The sequence below is a fragment of the Cytobacillus sp. FSL R7-0696 genome (assembly GCF_038006865.1).
GTDB classification, from domain to species: Bacteria; Bacillota; Bacilli; order Bacillales; family Cytobacillaceae; genus Cytobacillus; species Cytobacillus kochii.
On the sequence record NZ_JBBOWA010000001.1, the window covers coordinates 1,186,184 to 1,201,251 of the forward strand.

Below are 15,068 nucleotides of genomic sequence, written 5' to 3' on the forward strand. Positions count from 1 at the left end.
CTAACGGAGCCATTTAATCGCCCTTATATCTGTACCTTCACCTGGGCTTGAATCTATTTGAAAATCATCCATCAGTCTTTTTACCCCTGGGAGACCTGCTCCTAGTCCGCCCGATGTCGAATATCCGTCCTCCATTACTTGGCGCAAATCTTTAATACCTGGACCACTATCAATCGATAATAATCTTAGTCCCGTTTTGCCATTTTCATAGAGCTTCTCTATACAAATTTGACCTTGACCTGCATATAAGAATATGTTTCTCGCAAGTTCACTTATTGCTGTTGTAATTCTTGCTTGGTCAACCGTCCCAAAGCCCAGCTCTTTTGCAACATTCCTACCAAGCTGACGCGCTGAAACGATATCCCATTCATTGATTATTTTAACGCAGGATTGGTTGTCCATTCGGCTATTCCCCCAATTCCTGTTGTAATTTCTCCAAACCTTTTTCTAAATCTAGGGCGGTCAATACATTATTCAGACCGATTCCTAATTCAGTTAACGTAATTGCTACTGCTGGTTGAATGCCTGTAATGACAACTTTAGCACCCATTAAATGGGACATTTCAATCACATCACCTAATACTTTAGCGATAAAAGAATCAATAAAATCTATTGATGTTAAATCGATTACAACACCATTTGCACTTGTATCATGTATTTTCTTTAACAAGTCTTCTTGAAATTGAAGTGCCGTCTGGTCATCTAGTTCCCATTGAATAGAAACAAGTAAACAATCATGTAGTTTTAAAATCGGAATTCTCAAAACGTCACCCCTCCAATGGCACAATTTTACGTTTAGTCATTTCCAATGCTGCTTCTACGCCTGATTTCATCGTATTTTTCGTAATAATTCGGTTTAAGTCGATACCCAGGCTCACAATCGTTTGCGCAATTTCCGAACGAATACCTACAAGCATGCATTTTGCTCCTACTAAGTGGACTGCATCTGCTGCTTGGATAATATGGTGAGCAACCATTGTATCAACAACAGGGACACCTGTGATATCAATCAAGACAACTTCTGAACGATGTTTTACCACACCTTGAAGAAGGTTTTCCATAATTTGCTTCGCACGTTCTGTATCGATCATCCCAATTAATGGCATAACTGTAATGCCTTCAAATACAGGAATTAAAGGTGCCGATAGTTCTTGCAATGCAATCTTTTGATTAGCGATCGTTCTTTCCCAAGAAACAGTGTAATCATTAATTATTTCACTATTCATCGCTTTTAACCAATGATTCAAATCATGCATCACTTTCGCTTCATTCTCTGGACGAATATACTTATCTTTGACCATTTCATCAAATACAACATCGCCCAGTACATCTAGAGCATTTACGACAAAACGTAGAGGCCAGCCTAAACTGACAATTCTATCTGAAAAATTCTCTGATTGACGTTCGTACTCGTCCTTTTTGCCAGAAATTTTCAAGATAGCGAGCTCCACTAACTCTCTTCCATATGTCTCGAAGTTTTGATCTAGGATGACATTGGTAATTGTTTCGTCAGAATCTTCTTTCAATCGGTTCAACCATTCTTTAAAAATATCTTCTTTATTGTGTTGAATATATTTCAAAGTCATTTGTCTTCCCTTACCTCCTATACTAGCACATCTATTGGTTAGTTTTTCCTTATTATCATTGATTGTAAAAAAATCTACATGATTGTAAAAAATCCAGCAAAAATCTACAACTATTGCCTATATTATAACGCTTTCTATTTGAATCGTCTTTAACAATATATCCAAATTAAGTGTGTACCCTTTTTTGCTTATTATCAAACCTAAAACATTAAATTCCTTTTATTTTTTTTGTTCAGAAGAATATCTCAAATATAAAATTGGGGGATTTAAAGTTTAAGCTCGTTTCAATAAGTGTATTACATATATTAATAAGTCCTATCATTACAATGAATGGACTTGTTTAAGATTAGGAAGCATATAAAAAAACGCCCCAACTTTTTTGAGCGTTTTCTAAAATTCTATAAGACCTAAACTGACTTGTAAGGCTTCATTTACCTTATCCATCATTTCGTCATCAAGATGGGTGATTTTATCGGTTAATCTCTGCTTATCAATTGTACGAATTTGTTCTAACAATATTACTGAATCTCTTTCAAAAGCATATCGCTTCGCATCAATTTCAACGTGAGTAGGCAGCTTTGCTTTTTGAATCTGAGCGGTAATTGCTGCGATGATTACTGTGGGACTAAACCGATTCCCGATGTCGTTTTGTATAACAAGTACTGGACGGACACCGCCTTGTTCTGAGCCAACAACTGGGGATAGGTCTGCAAAATAAACGTCACCACGTTTAACAATCAAAGGATCAGCCTCCGCTTACAAGACGTTCAACTGCGTTTTCTGCCTCGTATTCCGCTTGAAATGCTTCAGATGCTATCGTCAAGTTTAATTTTGCCATTTCCATGTAACCACGTCTCATGGACTCACGAATATGTCTTTTCTTCCGTTCACGCAAATACATTTTCGTTGCTTGATAAATAAACTCACTTCTGTTTACGTTCTCTTGCTTCGCATAACCATCTAATTCCGTTAATAGATGTTGCGGCAGCTTCACCACTATTTCTGTTGTTGCGCTGGATTCAGACACAAACATACACCTCCACCATCACTACACACCATATTTTTTATATCTACCAATTTTCATATTACCATTATTCTCTTAGGCTGCAAAGGGGATTTTTTATTTAGTAAGAAATTATCCATAAAAACAGTTGCATTTTCTTTCAATGTCTTCCTAGGAATTTCAGTGATAATTTCCCAAATTATTAATAACTATTATCTACCAACATGTTCATTGATATGCATTAAAGAATCCCATTTCTTGTAGAAATTTTTGTTTGATCCTGAATATAGATTCTTGGTATGCGCATACCTATTTGGCAAGTTACCTCATAATTAATTGTTTCAAGTGTGTTAGCTATGTCATCTACAGAGATGGTCTGACCATTTTGAGTCCCGATTAACGTAACGACATCTCCAACTTGCTCTCCCTCACTTATACGAATCATACATTGGTCCATACAAATTCTGCCGACAATACTTACTCTTCTTCCATTAACAAGGACCTCTTGTGTAGCTAACCTCCTAATCCACCCGTCTGCATAACCGATTGGCAAGGTTCCAATTGATTCTTCTTTTTCTGCTTCGTACGTTGCTCCGTAACTCACTTTCTCGCCCGGTAGCAATTTTTTCACATGAACTATTTTCGTATGAAGTGAAAAGGCCTCTTTTAATTTAAAAGGTAAATGATTTTTAATTTCAGAAGATGGTGACATGCCATACATTGAAATCCCAAATCTAACTGCATTAAATTTCGCCTCAGGATGTCTCAAGCCAGCTGCACTATTACTAGCATGAATATATCTTGGTTGTTCAACCATCCAGCTTATCATTTCATTAAAAGTGCTTAACTGTTCATTAAAATAGGCTGTCTCAAGTTCATCCGCTGTCGCAAAATGCGTGAAAACTCCTTCAACATGGAACTTTCCTTGCTGTAGTTGATATTCAAATATTCCCCATTCTTCTTTTGATTTAATCCCTAATCTACCCATCCCCGAGTCCATCTTCACATGAACTTTTACTTCTTTGTTTATGAATGGTGCAGCTTTCATCAACCACTCAGCTTGGCAAACGGTTAAAGTAATTCCTGCTTGTTCAGCTAACCCGGCATCCTCTGGTCGTGAGAGTCCTAAAACTAATATTGGCGCGTCAATCCCTTTATTCCTAAGAGCAAAAGCTTCATCTAAAGTCGCCACCGCTAAGTAAGTGGCACCTGCCTTTAGAGCTGTCTTGGCTACCTCTATATCTCCATGGCCATATGCATTTGCCTTCACAACTGCAAACAACTCTGCTTCTTCTCCAATATGCTTAATCATTGACTCTACATTATATGTGATATAATCCAAATTTATCTCTGCCCAAGTATCACGAAAATATGGGACCTGTTGATTCATACCGTCCACTTCCTCTTTATACTTTTCCTTCTATTATTTGATTATGTCACATTAACGTATAACAGAAAAGACAAACTTTCTTCTTAAACCGACTGAAGTAAAAGCAGGGTAAGATGTAAGTAGGAAGTATATTAAACATGGCAACTAGAAGTTACCATGTATTACTAATTACTCTAGATGATATGGCGTTAATATTGGCAAAATTATCATCCGTAGAAACCGCAAACAACGCAAAGAAACCCGAGGAATCTACCTCGGGTTTATCTTATCTATATTTATTTTACAACTTCCCCTTGTACCGACTGTGCAATTTGGATCATTTCTTCTTTCGATAGGTTAGTCGATGCAATCATATAATCCACGCCATTTTGCGTCCAGGATACCATATTATCTGATACGGCTCCTACAGTGAAGCCAAGGTCAACAGGGTCACCATTCATCATCGCCTCTTCACCACCAGAGGTTTGAACAATAACAGCCTTCTCTTGAATCATTGTGAATGATTTGTCTTCACCTTCATAGGTTAGAATGACACGTTTACCTTCTTCTGTTTCTACTTCTTTTTCAGAAACAAGTTCAACTTCAGGTAGCGATTCTGGATAGAAGACAGTGAAATCTTCTTCTTCTGCTACTTCAGCCATGACTGGGAATTCTAGCTGCGCACCTGTCATATTTTTCTTCGTATCGAAATCTTTATTATCTAGCTCTTCATTAAATTTCACATTGGAGAAATCCACCGTCACAACTGGTGTTCTTTCTGCATCCATTACCTTTACACTAACTGGAGATAAATCCGATTTATTTAAGGTAATCTCTTGGAGAGGCAGCATTTGATTGTTTTGATAACTCGTTTTTGTTTCATAAACATAATGATCTTCCGTTGCTTTAAATTTTGCTTCCTTATCATTTTGAATATCTTCAATTAATGACTCATAAAGATACGCTTGACTACTATTGTTTGGCCAGTCACTTTGGAAGCGAAAACTTTTATTCAAAGCTGGCGTAAGAACAAACACACCTTCTTTGTTCTTTAAGATCATTTGACTTTGATCTTTTTCAGTGTTTTTAAGTGCCACACGATAAAATTCCGGGTTCTTATGCCATATTTCTATATCATAGGATTGCGGCTCGGAACCTGTTTGCAGCGTCATTTTCGCTTCCGCCTTATAGCTTTTTAATGATTCTAGTTTGCTCGATAAATCTTTTGTCACATCCTCCTGGGATTTTGTCCCACATGCAGCTAGTGTGACAGTTATGGCCAGTCCCATGAGTAGCCAGAAAAACTTCTTCTTCATTCCTTCAACCCCTTTGTCTTATAATCAACAGTGCTGTCAAACGCTTCCGTGGCCTGTCTCCTCCATTGCACTATTGAATATATGAGACAACCTCAAAGATTATTCCAGACGTTCTAATAGATCAAGAATATTTTTTGGAGCCTGGGGATGATTCGTATGTAATTAATTACAGGCGTTTATTTGAAGGAATAGTAGCTTAATCAACTTTACTTCCTGTCCTAATGAATATTACTCTTTTTCAATTATCACTTGAGCAATGGCATACTCTCTACTATGGGAAATAGATAAGTGTACAAGACAGCCATCAACCGGACTAACAATGATCGGTTGTCCAGTCATATGGTTAGCTGTTTCAATATCTAGAAACGAAAGTGATTGCCCGATGCCTGTTCCTTTTGCTTTAGCAAAGGCTTCTTTGGCAGCAAATCTCCCTGCTAAATATTCTATTTTTCTATGCCCAGTTAGTGTCTCATATTTCTGTTTTTCGCTTGTTGTTAAAATACGTTCGACAAACCGTTCTTTTCTTTTTACTAATTGTTTAATTCTCTGTAATTCAATCATATCGATACCAATGCCTTTAATCATTCTAATCACCATCTTCTAAATAAAATAAATGCTGCATAAAACAAACTATAGTATATTTAATGTATGAGAACATTTTAGGAGGAGTCAATTATTGTTTATCAGGACAGAAAGCTTTAAAGAATTTATTCGCTTCTATCCCATCGTTACTTCTATTATCGCTATTAATATTGTATTGTATTTACTTACTGTTTTGCCCATCCTACCAACCAATTGGTTAATGGCGCATTTTGCAGGTATTAATATTTATATTATGCAAGGGGAGTTATGGCGACTTGTTACACCTATCTTCATGCATAGCGGATTTGCTCACCTTTTATTTAATTGCTTCTCACTTGTTTTATTTGGACCCCCACTAGAGAGAGCAATTGGCAAGGGGCGTTTCATCCTTGTTTACTTCCTAGCTGGTATTGGCGCGAATATCGCAACACTCATCCTTGAACCGTTAACATATATTCACGTTGGCGCGAGCGGAGCGATTTATGGTATCTTCGGCTTCTTTATTGCTATTATTGTGTACCGCAGAGATTTACTTTCACAGCAAAATACTCAGCTCATTCTTGCCATCACAGTTATTGGTGTAATTATGACCTTCTTGCAAGCGAATGTAAATGTGATTGCCCATCTATTTGGTCTATTAGCAGGTTTCCTCACTGGTTCAGCAATGATTAAAACGAAATTAAAAGCTGGATATGGTGCAACGAGACCAACAAACCAATGGAAATCTTCAGCTAGACGATTAAAAGGCGTCCCCCTATCAACCATTCTTATCTTTGGGGGCATTATTCTTCTTGCCATTATCGGTCTATTGTCACGTTAATGATATCGTTCAAACAAACAGCAAATCCGAACAATTTATGTTCGGATTTGCTGTTTCTCATTCTGTATTCTCAGGAGTATAAGAATACCACTTGTATATAGATAATACATCTTCTACTTCTAGGTCAACTACATCTCCTCCCGTTGCACCTGAACCAGACATAGCCTTAGCAGAAATAGTAGCTAACTGATTTTGCTTCTGAAAATACGTTTCTTTCATTGAAATTGATTGTGTTCTATTCTTCCTCAAGTAAACAGTTGTTTTAGAAATAAATCGTGAACGAAGAACGAGTTGATTTCCTATAATCGTCCAACCAGCTGCTTTATAACGGTAATAAGATAAAATAAGCATCAATCCAACGAACACTAAACTAAATAAACCCCACACTGAGAAGAAATAAAGAAGGATAACTGCGACTGGAACAGAGATAAATAATCCTCTCAATATGTATCTTCTTAAAGCCTTTTTTGGTGCTGGAACAAACATATCTGTCAATTGGTAATCATTTAATCCAGTTTCTATCTTCTCGCGGATTCGGTTTCTCTTAATAATCGGTAACAGCATCACTTTCGAGCTATCCGCATCTTTTAATGACCCACCTGCACTTTCAAGGTAAACAGATGCATAGCCAATTGCTTGGCGAACTGGATTCTCATTTATCCTTAATGCTTGAATCCGATGTAGAGGAATCGTTAGTTGCTTCTTCTCCAATAGACCGCGGGTAATCACTAATTCATCTCCCACTTTTCTTACAGTGAAATTAGCATACTTTAACACTGATCCAATGAGAGCAATAAGCCAAGCAAGAACGAAACCAAGGAAAACCATTAAACTGATGAGCATAACACCGCCTGTAATAAAGACACTCAATTCATCAAATACCTTCTCATAAGGAATGACTTCAGCAAATTGTGATAAAAAGGCAAAAACAGCTGAAATCACAACACCTACTCCCCCAGAGGTCGAAGAAAGTAAAATCAACTCTCCAGGTTTAATTTGGTAAAGTATTTGTTCCTCTTTTTGTTCTGTTTCGATTTGCTCATCTAACTCTATATGTGCCTTTTTAGATTGCGATAGGATATCTTGAATCTGCTGTGCCTCATTTTTAGAAATAGCAGTCAATATAGCTTCTGCCTCTAGTCCTGAACCAGCTGTTTCAATGGTCATTTTCACTAAACCAAAAGGTCTTTGTAAAATCCCTTCTGATAAATCAAGACTTTGAATTCTTTCGAAGGGGATATATCTTTTTTTCCGAATAATTAACCCTGATTCAATTCGTAATTCTCCCTCTTCTATTCTGTAGGTAAAACGAAGCCAAGTAAGAATACCGGATATAAGAATAAGAGCGATAATACCTATTGTAATAAAGAGCTGAATTTTCCCTTCGCTATTACCAAATACGACAATAATTAAAATGGGAATAATGGAGTCCTTTAATGTTTTCAGTACATTTGATACGGCTGCAATCGGATGAAGTCTTCTCGGCTCAGACATCATCTACAGCCACCCTTGCTAAGTTAGATATAAAAAATCGCAGTTCTTCTGCTTCTTCTAGATCTAAAGCGGGTATTTCATGAACAGTTGCCGCAGTTGAAACCGTCACGGTAGCTAGTTTATATTTTCGAAGAATAGGTCCTTGGTGAGTATCTACATGCTGCACTCTGATCATTGGGACGAGTGTTCGTTTGATAATAAATATTCCATGCTGTAGTTCAATTTCATTCTCTCTCACTTCATAGCGCCACCTTTTCCACCGCACAGTCGGGAAAACTTTAATCGCTAAATAAGCATAAAGAGCAAATATAATTAATGCAACACCAATTATCCACATCGGCCAATCAAAAATGAATGTTAAAACAATAGCGCCAATTGCCAATACAAATGGGATAAGGGAATGTAGTGCACCAGATATTTTCCAAACAGTCAGACCCCGTTTAGAAATACGCTTTTGCGGCTTTGATAACATATATGTAAACCCCCTAAAATTCCTTATTAAACAACTATAGTATACATGAAAGCCATACTATTTCTCAGTAAAAACTTGGATATTTTTTCATTCTTAGTTATTAATTCTATACGATGATCTAAGAAAAAGGTTTCAATTGGAGTGAAGTTGATTAATCCCTTACCTATCTACTTCATTTACTTATAAAATGTCATATGATCTTTATCTTGTCGGTAGTAAGCTAATCGATCTTGTAAGGTACCCGTATGGAACTCAAATTTATGACCATCCGGGTCAGTAAAATAAATCGAGCGCTTATCTTTTTCGTCCCTTATGCGGCCTGATAAAATATTCACTTTTAAGTCTAGTAATCGTTGATAACAACTTTCAAAATCATCTTCATCAATAGAAAACGCAATATGAGTATAAGATTGGGTAATCTCCTGACGAGGTATGTCTTTTTCTTCATTAAGGGCAATCCACATGCCTTGACACTCAAAATATGCTGTCGTTCTCCCTTTTACAAGCAACTTAGCTACAAAGACCTTTTCGTAAAAAGCAATAGAACGATCTAAATCAGAAACAGAGAATAACATATGGTTCAAACCTTTAATCATACTGCCGTTCACCTCATCTTGATTTCATTAAATTTATCTGGCATCCTATTATCCATTATACTGAAGCAGCAGCAAATACTATAGATAAAAACACATCTAGGTTAACGGTTATAGGTTTTATGTGGCCTTTTTATTCCTCTGATTTACTCCACCATAGACCCTATTGCTACATGTCTACATAACACAAAGAACCGAGCTTCATTTCAATGCTCGGTTCTCCCAATATATTATCTATAGCTATTTGCATTTGTTTTCTTATTTCCTTGATAATTCCTTTTACCTGAAGGTTTACCATCACGGGAGCGATAGGAGTTACTTTGTCTTCCTTTCGGGCTATACCCACCTCTAGGACGGTTACTTCTATCTGTGGATCTTCTGTCTCGTTTAGCCGGTAAAGGTTTCTCTTCTGTTAGTTTTACTGGAGTCGTGTCCGGTTCTTTGATCATGAGCTTCAACAATGCTTGAACTACCGTTGTTGCGTCATGTTGTTCAAGTAATTGTTGTGCAGATTGTTGATAATATTGAAGATGATTATCCTCAATGATTTGCTCGACTTTTTCTGCAACAGCCTTTTGTTGCCCCTCTAATGCTTGATCTAACGTCGGAGCAGCCATTCTTTCCATTTTCTTTTTCGTTGTTTTTTCAACGATACGTAAGTATGATTTCTCACGTGGGTTAATAAATGTCATGGCCATTCCTTCTTTACCCGCGCGACCTGTTCGACCAATACGATGAACATAACTTTCCGGATCTTGTGGTATATCAAAGTTATACACATGTGTAACACCAGATATATCTAATCCACGAGCTGCTACATCTGTTGCGACAAGGACATCAATGGACCCTTCTTTAAACTTACGAAGGACAGACATACGTTTAGCCTGGCTCAAGTCACCATGTATTCCTTCTGCATTGTAACCTCTTAAACTTAAGGCTTCAGAAAGTTCATCGACCCTTCTTTTCGTACGTCCGAAAACAATCGCAAGTTCTGGTGATTGAATATCAAGCAGTCTTGTTAACACATCAAACTTATTTTTTTCTTGTACTTCAATATAATATTGCTCAATGAGTGGTACAGTCATTTCCTTCGCTTTCACTCGAACGATTTGTGGCTCTTTCATAAACCGCTCAGCAATACGTTGAATGGCTGGTGGCATCGTCGCAGAAAAGAGTAAAGTATGCTTCTCTTCTGGGACACTTGATAAGATTTTTTCAATATCATCAATAAAGCCCATATTTAACATTTCATCAGCTTCGTCTAAAATCACTTTTTTGACATGATCTAGTTTTAGTGTTTTTCGATTAATATGATCAAGGATTCTTCCAGGTGTACCGACAATAATATGAGGTCGATTTTTTAAAGCACGTATTTGACGGTTAATATCTTGGCCACCATAAATCGATAACACTCTCGTTTTTTTCCCAAAACCGAGTTTGTATAATTCCTCTGACACTTGAATGGCTAATTCTCTTGTCGGTGCGATGACTAAACCTTGAATAAAACTATCATTATAGTCAATATGGTCAATCATAGGAATACCAAAAGCGGCTGTTTTACCTGTACCTGTTTGCGCTTGTCCAATTAAGTCCTTATTCTGCAAGCTTAAAGGAATCGTCTCTGCTTGAATCGGGGTTGCCTCTTCAAACCCCATTCTTTTAAGAGACTTCATTGTTTCAGGGCTTATACCCAAATCTTGAAACTTAGTCAATGTATCCAATCTCCTTCTGTTCTTTGAAAAATATTTTATTTCATCAAGTAGGCAGGAAATTTCCCCAATCAAAGTTGTTATAATTACAACGATTTAAGAGAAACCCACTATAGAGAGGATGAGGGAGAATTTATTACCAATGCATGAATTGTGCTATGCTTATTTGTATAAAAAAATAAATGTATGATGACTTCCGCATCCTAAATCTAACGAACAATTACAAATAGAAATTTTTATTCAGACATGTAATGAAAAAAGACATTCTCCTACCAGTGGAGTATGTCCGGGTTTCAATGGAGTTCCTGTTGACACTTTGTTGTATATATTACCATCTCAACGCATGATTTGCAATGCTTTAGCAGGACATAGTATGACAGTAGTATAAAAATAAACCATTGACGAAAGGGAGTTCATTTGAAGAAAATCGCCTTAACTAAAAGGTTATGAAAGAAATTGAAGTACTTCTTTAAACAGTTGCTCACTTTCATCACAATGGCAAATTAAATGTTTTGACCGTTTAATAATAATTTTGTGTTTCTGTTCTGAGGTGATGTGTTTGTAAAGATAATCTGCACTGCGTACAGGAACGATGCCATCATCCTCTCCTTGAGCGATGAAAGTTGGAACCTTCACTTCTTTTAATCGAGGGCGGACCGTCGCTACTAGCTTTTGGAACTGCCTAGCTGCAGCAATCGGCGTGGAGCTGATCTTTTGTTTGTAATGTATAAATAATGGATTTTGCGTTATTCTTGTGCCTTGAAGTCCTTCTCTTAATAACCCTTTAATATCAAGGAAAATTTGTCTTGGATTTAAATAGTAGGCAGCTGCACTAAGTAAAACCAGTTTCGCTACCGGGTATTTTACCGCTAATTCACTAGCGATCATGCCTCCCATGGAGAATCCAATAATATAAACAACTTCACATTTTTCTAGTAAGTTTTTTAATTCTTCCTCTGCATGATTGATCCATTTTTGAAATACAATCCCCTTTAAGGACTGCCTTTCTCCATGACCAGGTAATGTAGGAACCGCTATTTCCCAATCCGTATGTTCCTTTATATAATTCGCCAATGGGGCCACTTCATAAGGTGCACCTGTAAATCCATGTATGCATAAACATCCAATCATCTTTTACACCGCCAATGGTAAATTTATCAGGCTATTGAACAGCTTTTCAACTTTAACATAAGCATCTAGTTTATTTTTTACCCTCTATTCGGAAAATTAAATCCTCATAACGTAAAAAATGTTAATTATTATAATATAATTCAAAAGATAGAAAAAACCTTATGTTCCATGTGAAACAATAAGGTTTTTTGAATTTTAGTATAGTATTATTGCAATCCCTCAACGACTTCTTCTAACTTCATTCCCCTAGAAGCCTTAACGAGTACAATTGTTTCATCATTGACATGTTTTTTTAGTTCTTCAATTAATGGCGCCTTTTCATCAAAAGCAAATACACGGTCTTCAGACAATACTTCCTTGGCTCCCTTTGCAATTAAGTGTCCTAATCGACCATAGGTAAATACGGCATCGATGTTTTCCGCACAGATGGATAACCCGATTTCTTCATGAAATCTCTCTTCATCTGCCCCCAGTTCCAACATATCACCAAGAACAAGTATTTTCTTCTTATATCCTGGTAAATTCGCTAATAATTCTATTGAAGCTTGCGTTGAAGTAGGGCTCGCATTGTATGCATCGTTTATTATTTTCTCGCCATTTTGACCCTGTAGTATTTCCATCCTCATATTTGTCAGTCTCACTTTCACTAATCCTGCTTCCATTTCCGCAAATGACACATTAAAATGTTGTGCAACAATCATAGCTGATAGAGCATTTAAGACATTATGCATACCTAAAATAGGTAAAGTGAATTCTATTTCGCTCGCATTGACCTGAAACTTACTGCCGTTGTCTAATTGTTGGATATTCACAGGATATAGGTCATTTTGTTCGGTTCTTCCAAAGGTTTTAACCGTAGCTTGCCCTTTATATGAATCAAAGTAATTTCTTAAAAGGGGTTCATCCCCCATGTATACCATCAATCCATCTGACTTTAAGCCATTTATAATCTCAAGCTTTGCTTCAGCAATTCCTTCTCTTGAGCCTAAATCTTGTAGATGTGATTCACCGATATTGGTAATAATCGTTGCATCAGGGCGTGCTAGCTTAGTTAGAAAGTCAATTTCACCTTTTCCACTCATACCCATCTCTAATACAGCTACCTCTGTTGTTTCTTCTAGCGCTAAGATGGTAAGCGGAAGACCAATATGATTATTATAATTGCCTTCGGTTTTTTGGACTTTATATTTCAACGCTAAAAGATTCGCCATCATATCCTTTGTCGTCGTTTTACCATTGCTACCAGTAATCCCTACCACTTTTATACTTAACTGATTACGATAGGCTCTTGCCAGCTCTTGTAATGCAGTTAACGTATCTTTAACGATGATAATGGGTAAGTGAGTCGGTGGATTTGGTACATCCTCTTGCCAAAAAGCAGCCGCAGCTCCTTTTTCAATAGCATCCGACACATACTGATGCCCATCTGTTCGCTCTCCTTTAAAGGGTATAAATAGTTGTCCTGGAGTAATCTCACGAGAATTAATACTTACACCTTGAATTTCTTTTTTTCCGTATGGTGAAAGATCATTCTCTATTTGAATCATTTCTGCTAAATCATTCAAGGTTCTCTTAATCAACTTTTCCTGCCTCCTTTTTGACAGGTGCACTGCGGGGTGCAAAACCTATCTTTCTATGTAACTGTATACGCTACAGCTTAGCTGTTCCGCTTACAATTACATTGTATGCTTAATTTTTTGTTTTTCTTGATGTCTTTCAATTGCTAAGTTGACAAGACGCTCAATAAGGGCTGGATATTCAACACCTGAATGCTTCCAAAGTAATGGGAACATACTGTATGGTGTAAAGCCTGGCATTGTGTTCACTTCATTTATATAGACTTTTCCTTCCTTTGTTAAGAAGAAATCCGCTCTAACAAGTCCCGAACAATCTAATGCTTTAAAGGCTTTAATTGCCATCGCTTCTAATTCGCTATATTCAGCTTCTGTAACATCAGCAGGAATCATTAAAATTGTATTCCCATCTTCATATTTTGCCGTATAATCGTAGAAGTTTTTATCTTTCGGAATAATTTCACCGGCAACAGAGCACTCAGGGTAATCATTTCCCACTACACCTAGTTCAATCTCTCTTGCATCTACACCTTGTTCGATAATAATTTTACGGTCGTATTTAAATGCTTCAACGAATGCCTCATGGAGCTCACTACGATTCGTACATTTGCTAATTCCTACACTAGAGCCTAAATTTGCTGGCTTAACAAAGCACGGGTATCCGATGGTATCTTCTACTTTGCGATAAGCATCCTCTTCCGCAGTTTCCCATTCCCCTCGAAGGAACCAAACATAATTAACTTGGTTTAATCCAGCTTGAGCAAAGATATTTTTCATGATCACTTTATCCATTCCTGCTGAAGAAGAAAGGACGCCATTTCCAACATATGGTAAATTTAAAAGCTCAAGCATTCCTTGAACCGTACCATCTTCCCCATTTGGACCATGCAATAATGGAAAAATCACATCAAAAGGTCGACTTTCTTGCGTCTCGAAAAGGGTTGGTGCTAACGCTAAAGGTGATAGCTGTTGGCCTTCTGAAAAAGATAATTCTTTCACTGTATCAACGGGCCCAGCAAGTTGTTGTCCCTTGATCCATTGACCTTCTTCCGAAATATAAATAGGATAAATATCAAATTTATTTGTGTTTAATGCTTTAATCACGGCAAGCGCTGTCTGCATAGAAACATGATGTTCAGCAGATTTCCCACCGTACAAAAGTCCGATCTTAATCGTCATCAATAAAACCTCCAATTTTAACAAGTAACTTAAATTTATTTTACCACTTTATAAAATAAGAGAGTAAATGTTTCAACAAGATAAATGCCTATAAAAGTATATGTATGTATAACCATGGGAAAAGGAGCTTACTTCAATTAAAAAATAGCCATTTCTCTCTTGAAAAAAGTTATATCGTCATTGGAGATTGTCCTCATATCGATTATTAATGGCAATGAGATTGAACTCATTTCAGGATAT

The 15,068-nt window shown here is 37.0% G+C and carries 16 protein-coding genes; 1 reads left to right on the top strand and 15 read right to left on the bottom strand.

All coding sequences use genetic code 11. The features are described 5' to 3' along the window. The 8 genes from MKX29_RS06240 to acpS all read right to left on the bottom strand — a co-directional run bounded on the left by MKX29_RS06240 (position 1) and on the right by acpS (position 5,859). Positions 1-402: an anti-sigma regulatory factor gene (locus tag MKX29_RS06240; RefSeq protein WP_095370822.1), complete on the bottom strand. Its 402-nt coding sequence runs from the start codon at positions 400-402 to the stop codon at positions 1-3. A gap of 4 nt (positions 403-406) precedes the next feature. Beyond that, a complete protein-coding gene (locus tag MKX29_RS06245) occupies positions 407-763 on the bottom strand; it encodes an STAS domain-containing protein (RefSeq protein ID WP_066192954.1) in 357 nt (118 codons plus the stop codon). Positions 764-767: 4 nt separating this feature from the next. Further along, the gene (locus MKX29_RS06250; protein ID WP_095370823.1) at positions 768-1,586 is read right to left on the bottom strand and encodes an STAS domain-containing protein; all 819 of its coding nucleotides are present in this window, start codon (positions 1,584-1,586) and stop codon (positions 768-770) included. Between the two features lie 390 nt (positions 1,587-1,976). Beyond that, the gene (locus tag MKX29_RS06255) at positions 1,977-2,327 is read right to left on the bottom strand and encodes a type II toxin-antitoxin system PemK/MazF family toxin (protein WP_095370824.1); all 351 of its coding nucleotides are present in this window, start codon (positions 2,325-2,327) and stop codon (positions 1,977-1,979) included. Between the two features lie 4 nt (positions 2,328-2,331). Continuing rightward, positions 2,332-2,613 (bottom strand): CopG family ribbon-helix-helix protein, encoded by a 282-nt coding sequence (locus MKX29_RS06260; RefSeq protein ID WP_095373546.1) that lies wholly within the window; start codon positions 2,611-2,613, stop codon positions 2,332-2,334. 217 nt (positions 2,614-2,830) lie between these two features. Further along, positions 2,831-3,979, bottom strand: a complete 1,149-nt coding sequence (gene alr / locus MKX29_RS06265) for an alanine racemase (RefSeq protein ID WP_341104665.1) — start codon at positions 3,977-3,979, stop codon at positions 2,831-2,833. A gap of 275 nt (positions 3,980-4,254) precedes the next feature. After that, the gene (locus tag MKX29_RS06270) at positions 4,255-5,274 is read right to left on the bottom strand and encodes a LolA family protein (protein WP_095370826.1); all 1,020 of its coding nucleotides are present in this window, start codon (positions 5,272-5,274) and stop codon (positions 4,255-4,257) included. A gap of 228 nt (positions 5,275-5,502) precedes the next feature. Beyond that, on the bottom strand, positions 5,503-5,859 hold the full coding sequence (gene acpS, locus MKX29_RS06275; protein ID WP_341104667.1) for a holo-ACP synthase: 357 nt from the start codon (positions 5,857-5,859) through the stop codon (positions 5,503-5,505). 91 nt (positions 5,860-5,950) lie between these two features. Here acpS and MKX29_RS06280 point away from each other — a divergent pair, with 91 nt between their 5' ends. Next, the gene (locus MKX29_RS06280; RefSeq protein WP_341104670.1) at positions 5,951-6,676 is read left to right on the top strand and encodes a rhomboid family intramembrane serine protease; all 726 of its coding nucleotides are present in this window, start codon (positions 5,951-5,953) and stop codon (positions 6,674-6,676) included. A 57-nt stretch (positions 6,677-6,733) separates the two neighbouring features. Here the strand turns inward: MKX29_RS06280 and MKX29_RS06285 are convergent, their stop codons facing one another. The 7 genes from MKX29_RS06285 to MKX29_RS06315 form a co-directional block, all read right to left on the bottom strand. Next, on the bottom strand, positions 6,734-8,170 hold the full coding sequence (locus tag MKX29_RS06285) for a PH domain-containing protein (protein WP_224938130.1): 1,437 nt from the start codon (positions 8,168-8,170) through the stop codon (positions 6,734-6,736). Beyond that, positions 8,163-8,642, bottom strand: a complete 480-nt coding sequence (locus tag MKX29_RS06290; protein ID WP_095370830.1) for a PH domain-containing protein — start codon at positions 8,640-8,642, stop codon at positions 8,163-8,165. Before MKX29_RS06290 ends, MKX29_RS06285 begins: the two co-directional genes overlap by 8 nt. Positions 8,643-8,818: 176 nt before the next feature. Continuing rightward, positions 8,819-9,238, bottom strand: coding sequence for a metallothiol transferase FosB (gene fosB, locus MKX29_RS06295; RefSeq protein WP_289432742.1), 420 nt, complete (start codon positions 9,236-9,238; stop codon positions 8,819-8,821). A 227-nt stretch (positions 9,239-9,465) separates the two neighbouring features. Further along, entirely contained in the window at positions 9,466-10,947 is a 1,482-nt protein-coding gene (locus MKX29_RS06300; RefSeq protein ID WP_224938132.1) for a DEAD/DEAH box helicase, read from the bottom strand. A gap of 441 nt (positions 10,948-11,388) precedes the next feature. Further along, positions 11,389-12,075, bottom strand: a complete 687-nt coding sequence (locus MKX29_RS06305; RefSeq protein WP_224938133.1) for an alpha/beta hydrolase — start codon at positions 12,073-12,075, stop codon at positions 11,389-11,391. Positions 12,076-12,281: 206 nt separating this feature from the next. Next, on the bottom strand, positions 12,282-13,655 hold the full coding sequence (locus MKX29_RS06310; RefSeq protein WP_251162945.1) for a UDP-N-acetylmuramoyl-tripeptide--D-alanyl-D-alanine ligase: 1,374 nt from the start codon (positions 13,653-13,655) through the stop codon (positions 12,282-12,284). Between the two features lie 96 nt (positions 13,656-13,751). Then, positions 13,752-14,828, bottom strand: coding sequence for a D-alanine--D-alanine ligase (locus MKX29_RS06315; RefSeq protein ID WP_224938135.1), 1,077 nt, complete (start codon positions 14,826-14,828; stop codon positions 13,752-13,754). Positions 14,829-15,068: the final 240 nt, after the last annotated feature.

Excerpts from the sequence above, each read along its gene's own strand:
- MKX29_RS06240 (WP_095370822.1), bottom strand. The coding sequence starts at position 402 with ATGGACAACCAATCCTGCGTTAAAATAATCAATGAATGGGATATCGTT.
- MKX29_RS06250 (WP_095370823.1), bottom strand. The coding sequence starts at position 1,586 with ATGACTTTGAAATATATTCAACACAATAAAGAAGATATTTTTAAAGAA.
- alr (WP_341104665.1), bottom strand. The coding sequence starts at position 3,979 with ATGAATCAACAGGTCCCATATTTTCGTGATACTTGGGCAGAGATAAAT.
- MKX29_RS06270 (WP_095370826.1), bottom strand. The coding sequence starts at position 5,274 with ATGAAGAAGAAGTTTTTCTGGCTACTCATGGGACTGGCCATAACTGTC.
- acpS (WP_341104667.1), bottom strand. The coding sequence starts at position 5,859 with ATGATTAAAGGCATTGGTATCGATATGATTGAATTACAGAGAATTAAA.
- MKX29_RS06285 (WP_224938130.1), bottom strand. The coding sequence starts at position 8,170 with ATGTCTGAGCCGAGAAGACTTCATCCGATTGCAGCCGTATCAAATGTA.
- MKX29_RS06290 (WP_095370830.1), bottom strand. The coding sequence starts at position 8,642 with ATGTTATCAAAGCCGCAAAAGCGTATTTCTAAACGGGGTCTGACTGTT.
- fosB (WP_289432742.1), bottom strand. The coding sequence starts at position 9,238 with ATGATTAAAGGTTTGAACCATATGTTATTCTCTGTTTCTGATTTAGAT.
- MKX29_RS06305 (WP_224938133.1), bottom strand. The coding sequence starts at position 12,075 with ATGATTGGATGTTTATGCATACATGGATTTACAGGTGCACCTTATGAA.
- MKX29_RS06315 (WP_224938135.1), bottom strand. The coding sequence starts at position 14,828 with ATGACGATTAAGATCGGACTTTTGTACGGTGGGAAATCTGCTGAACAT.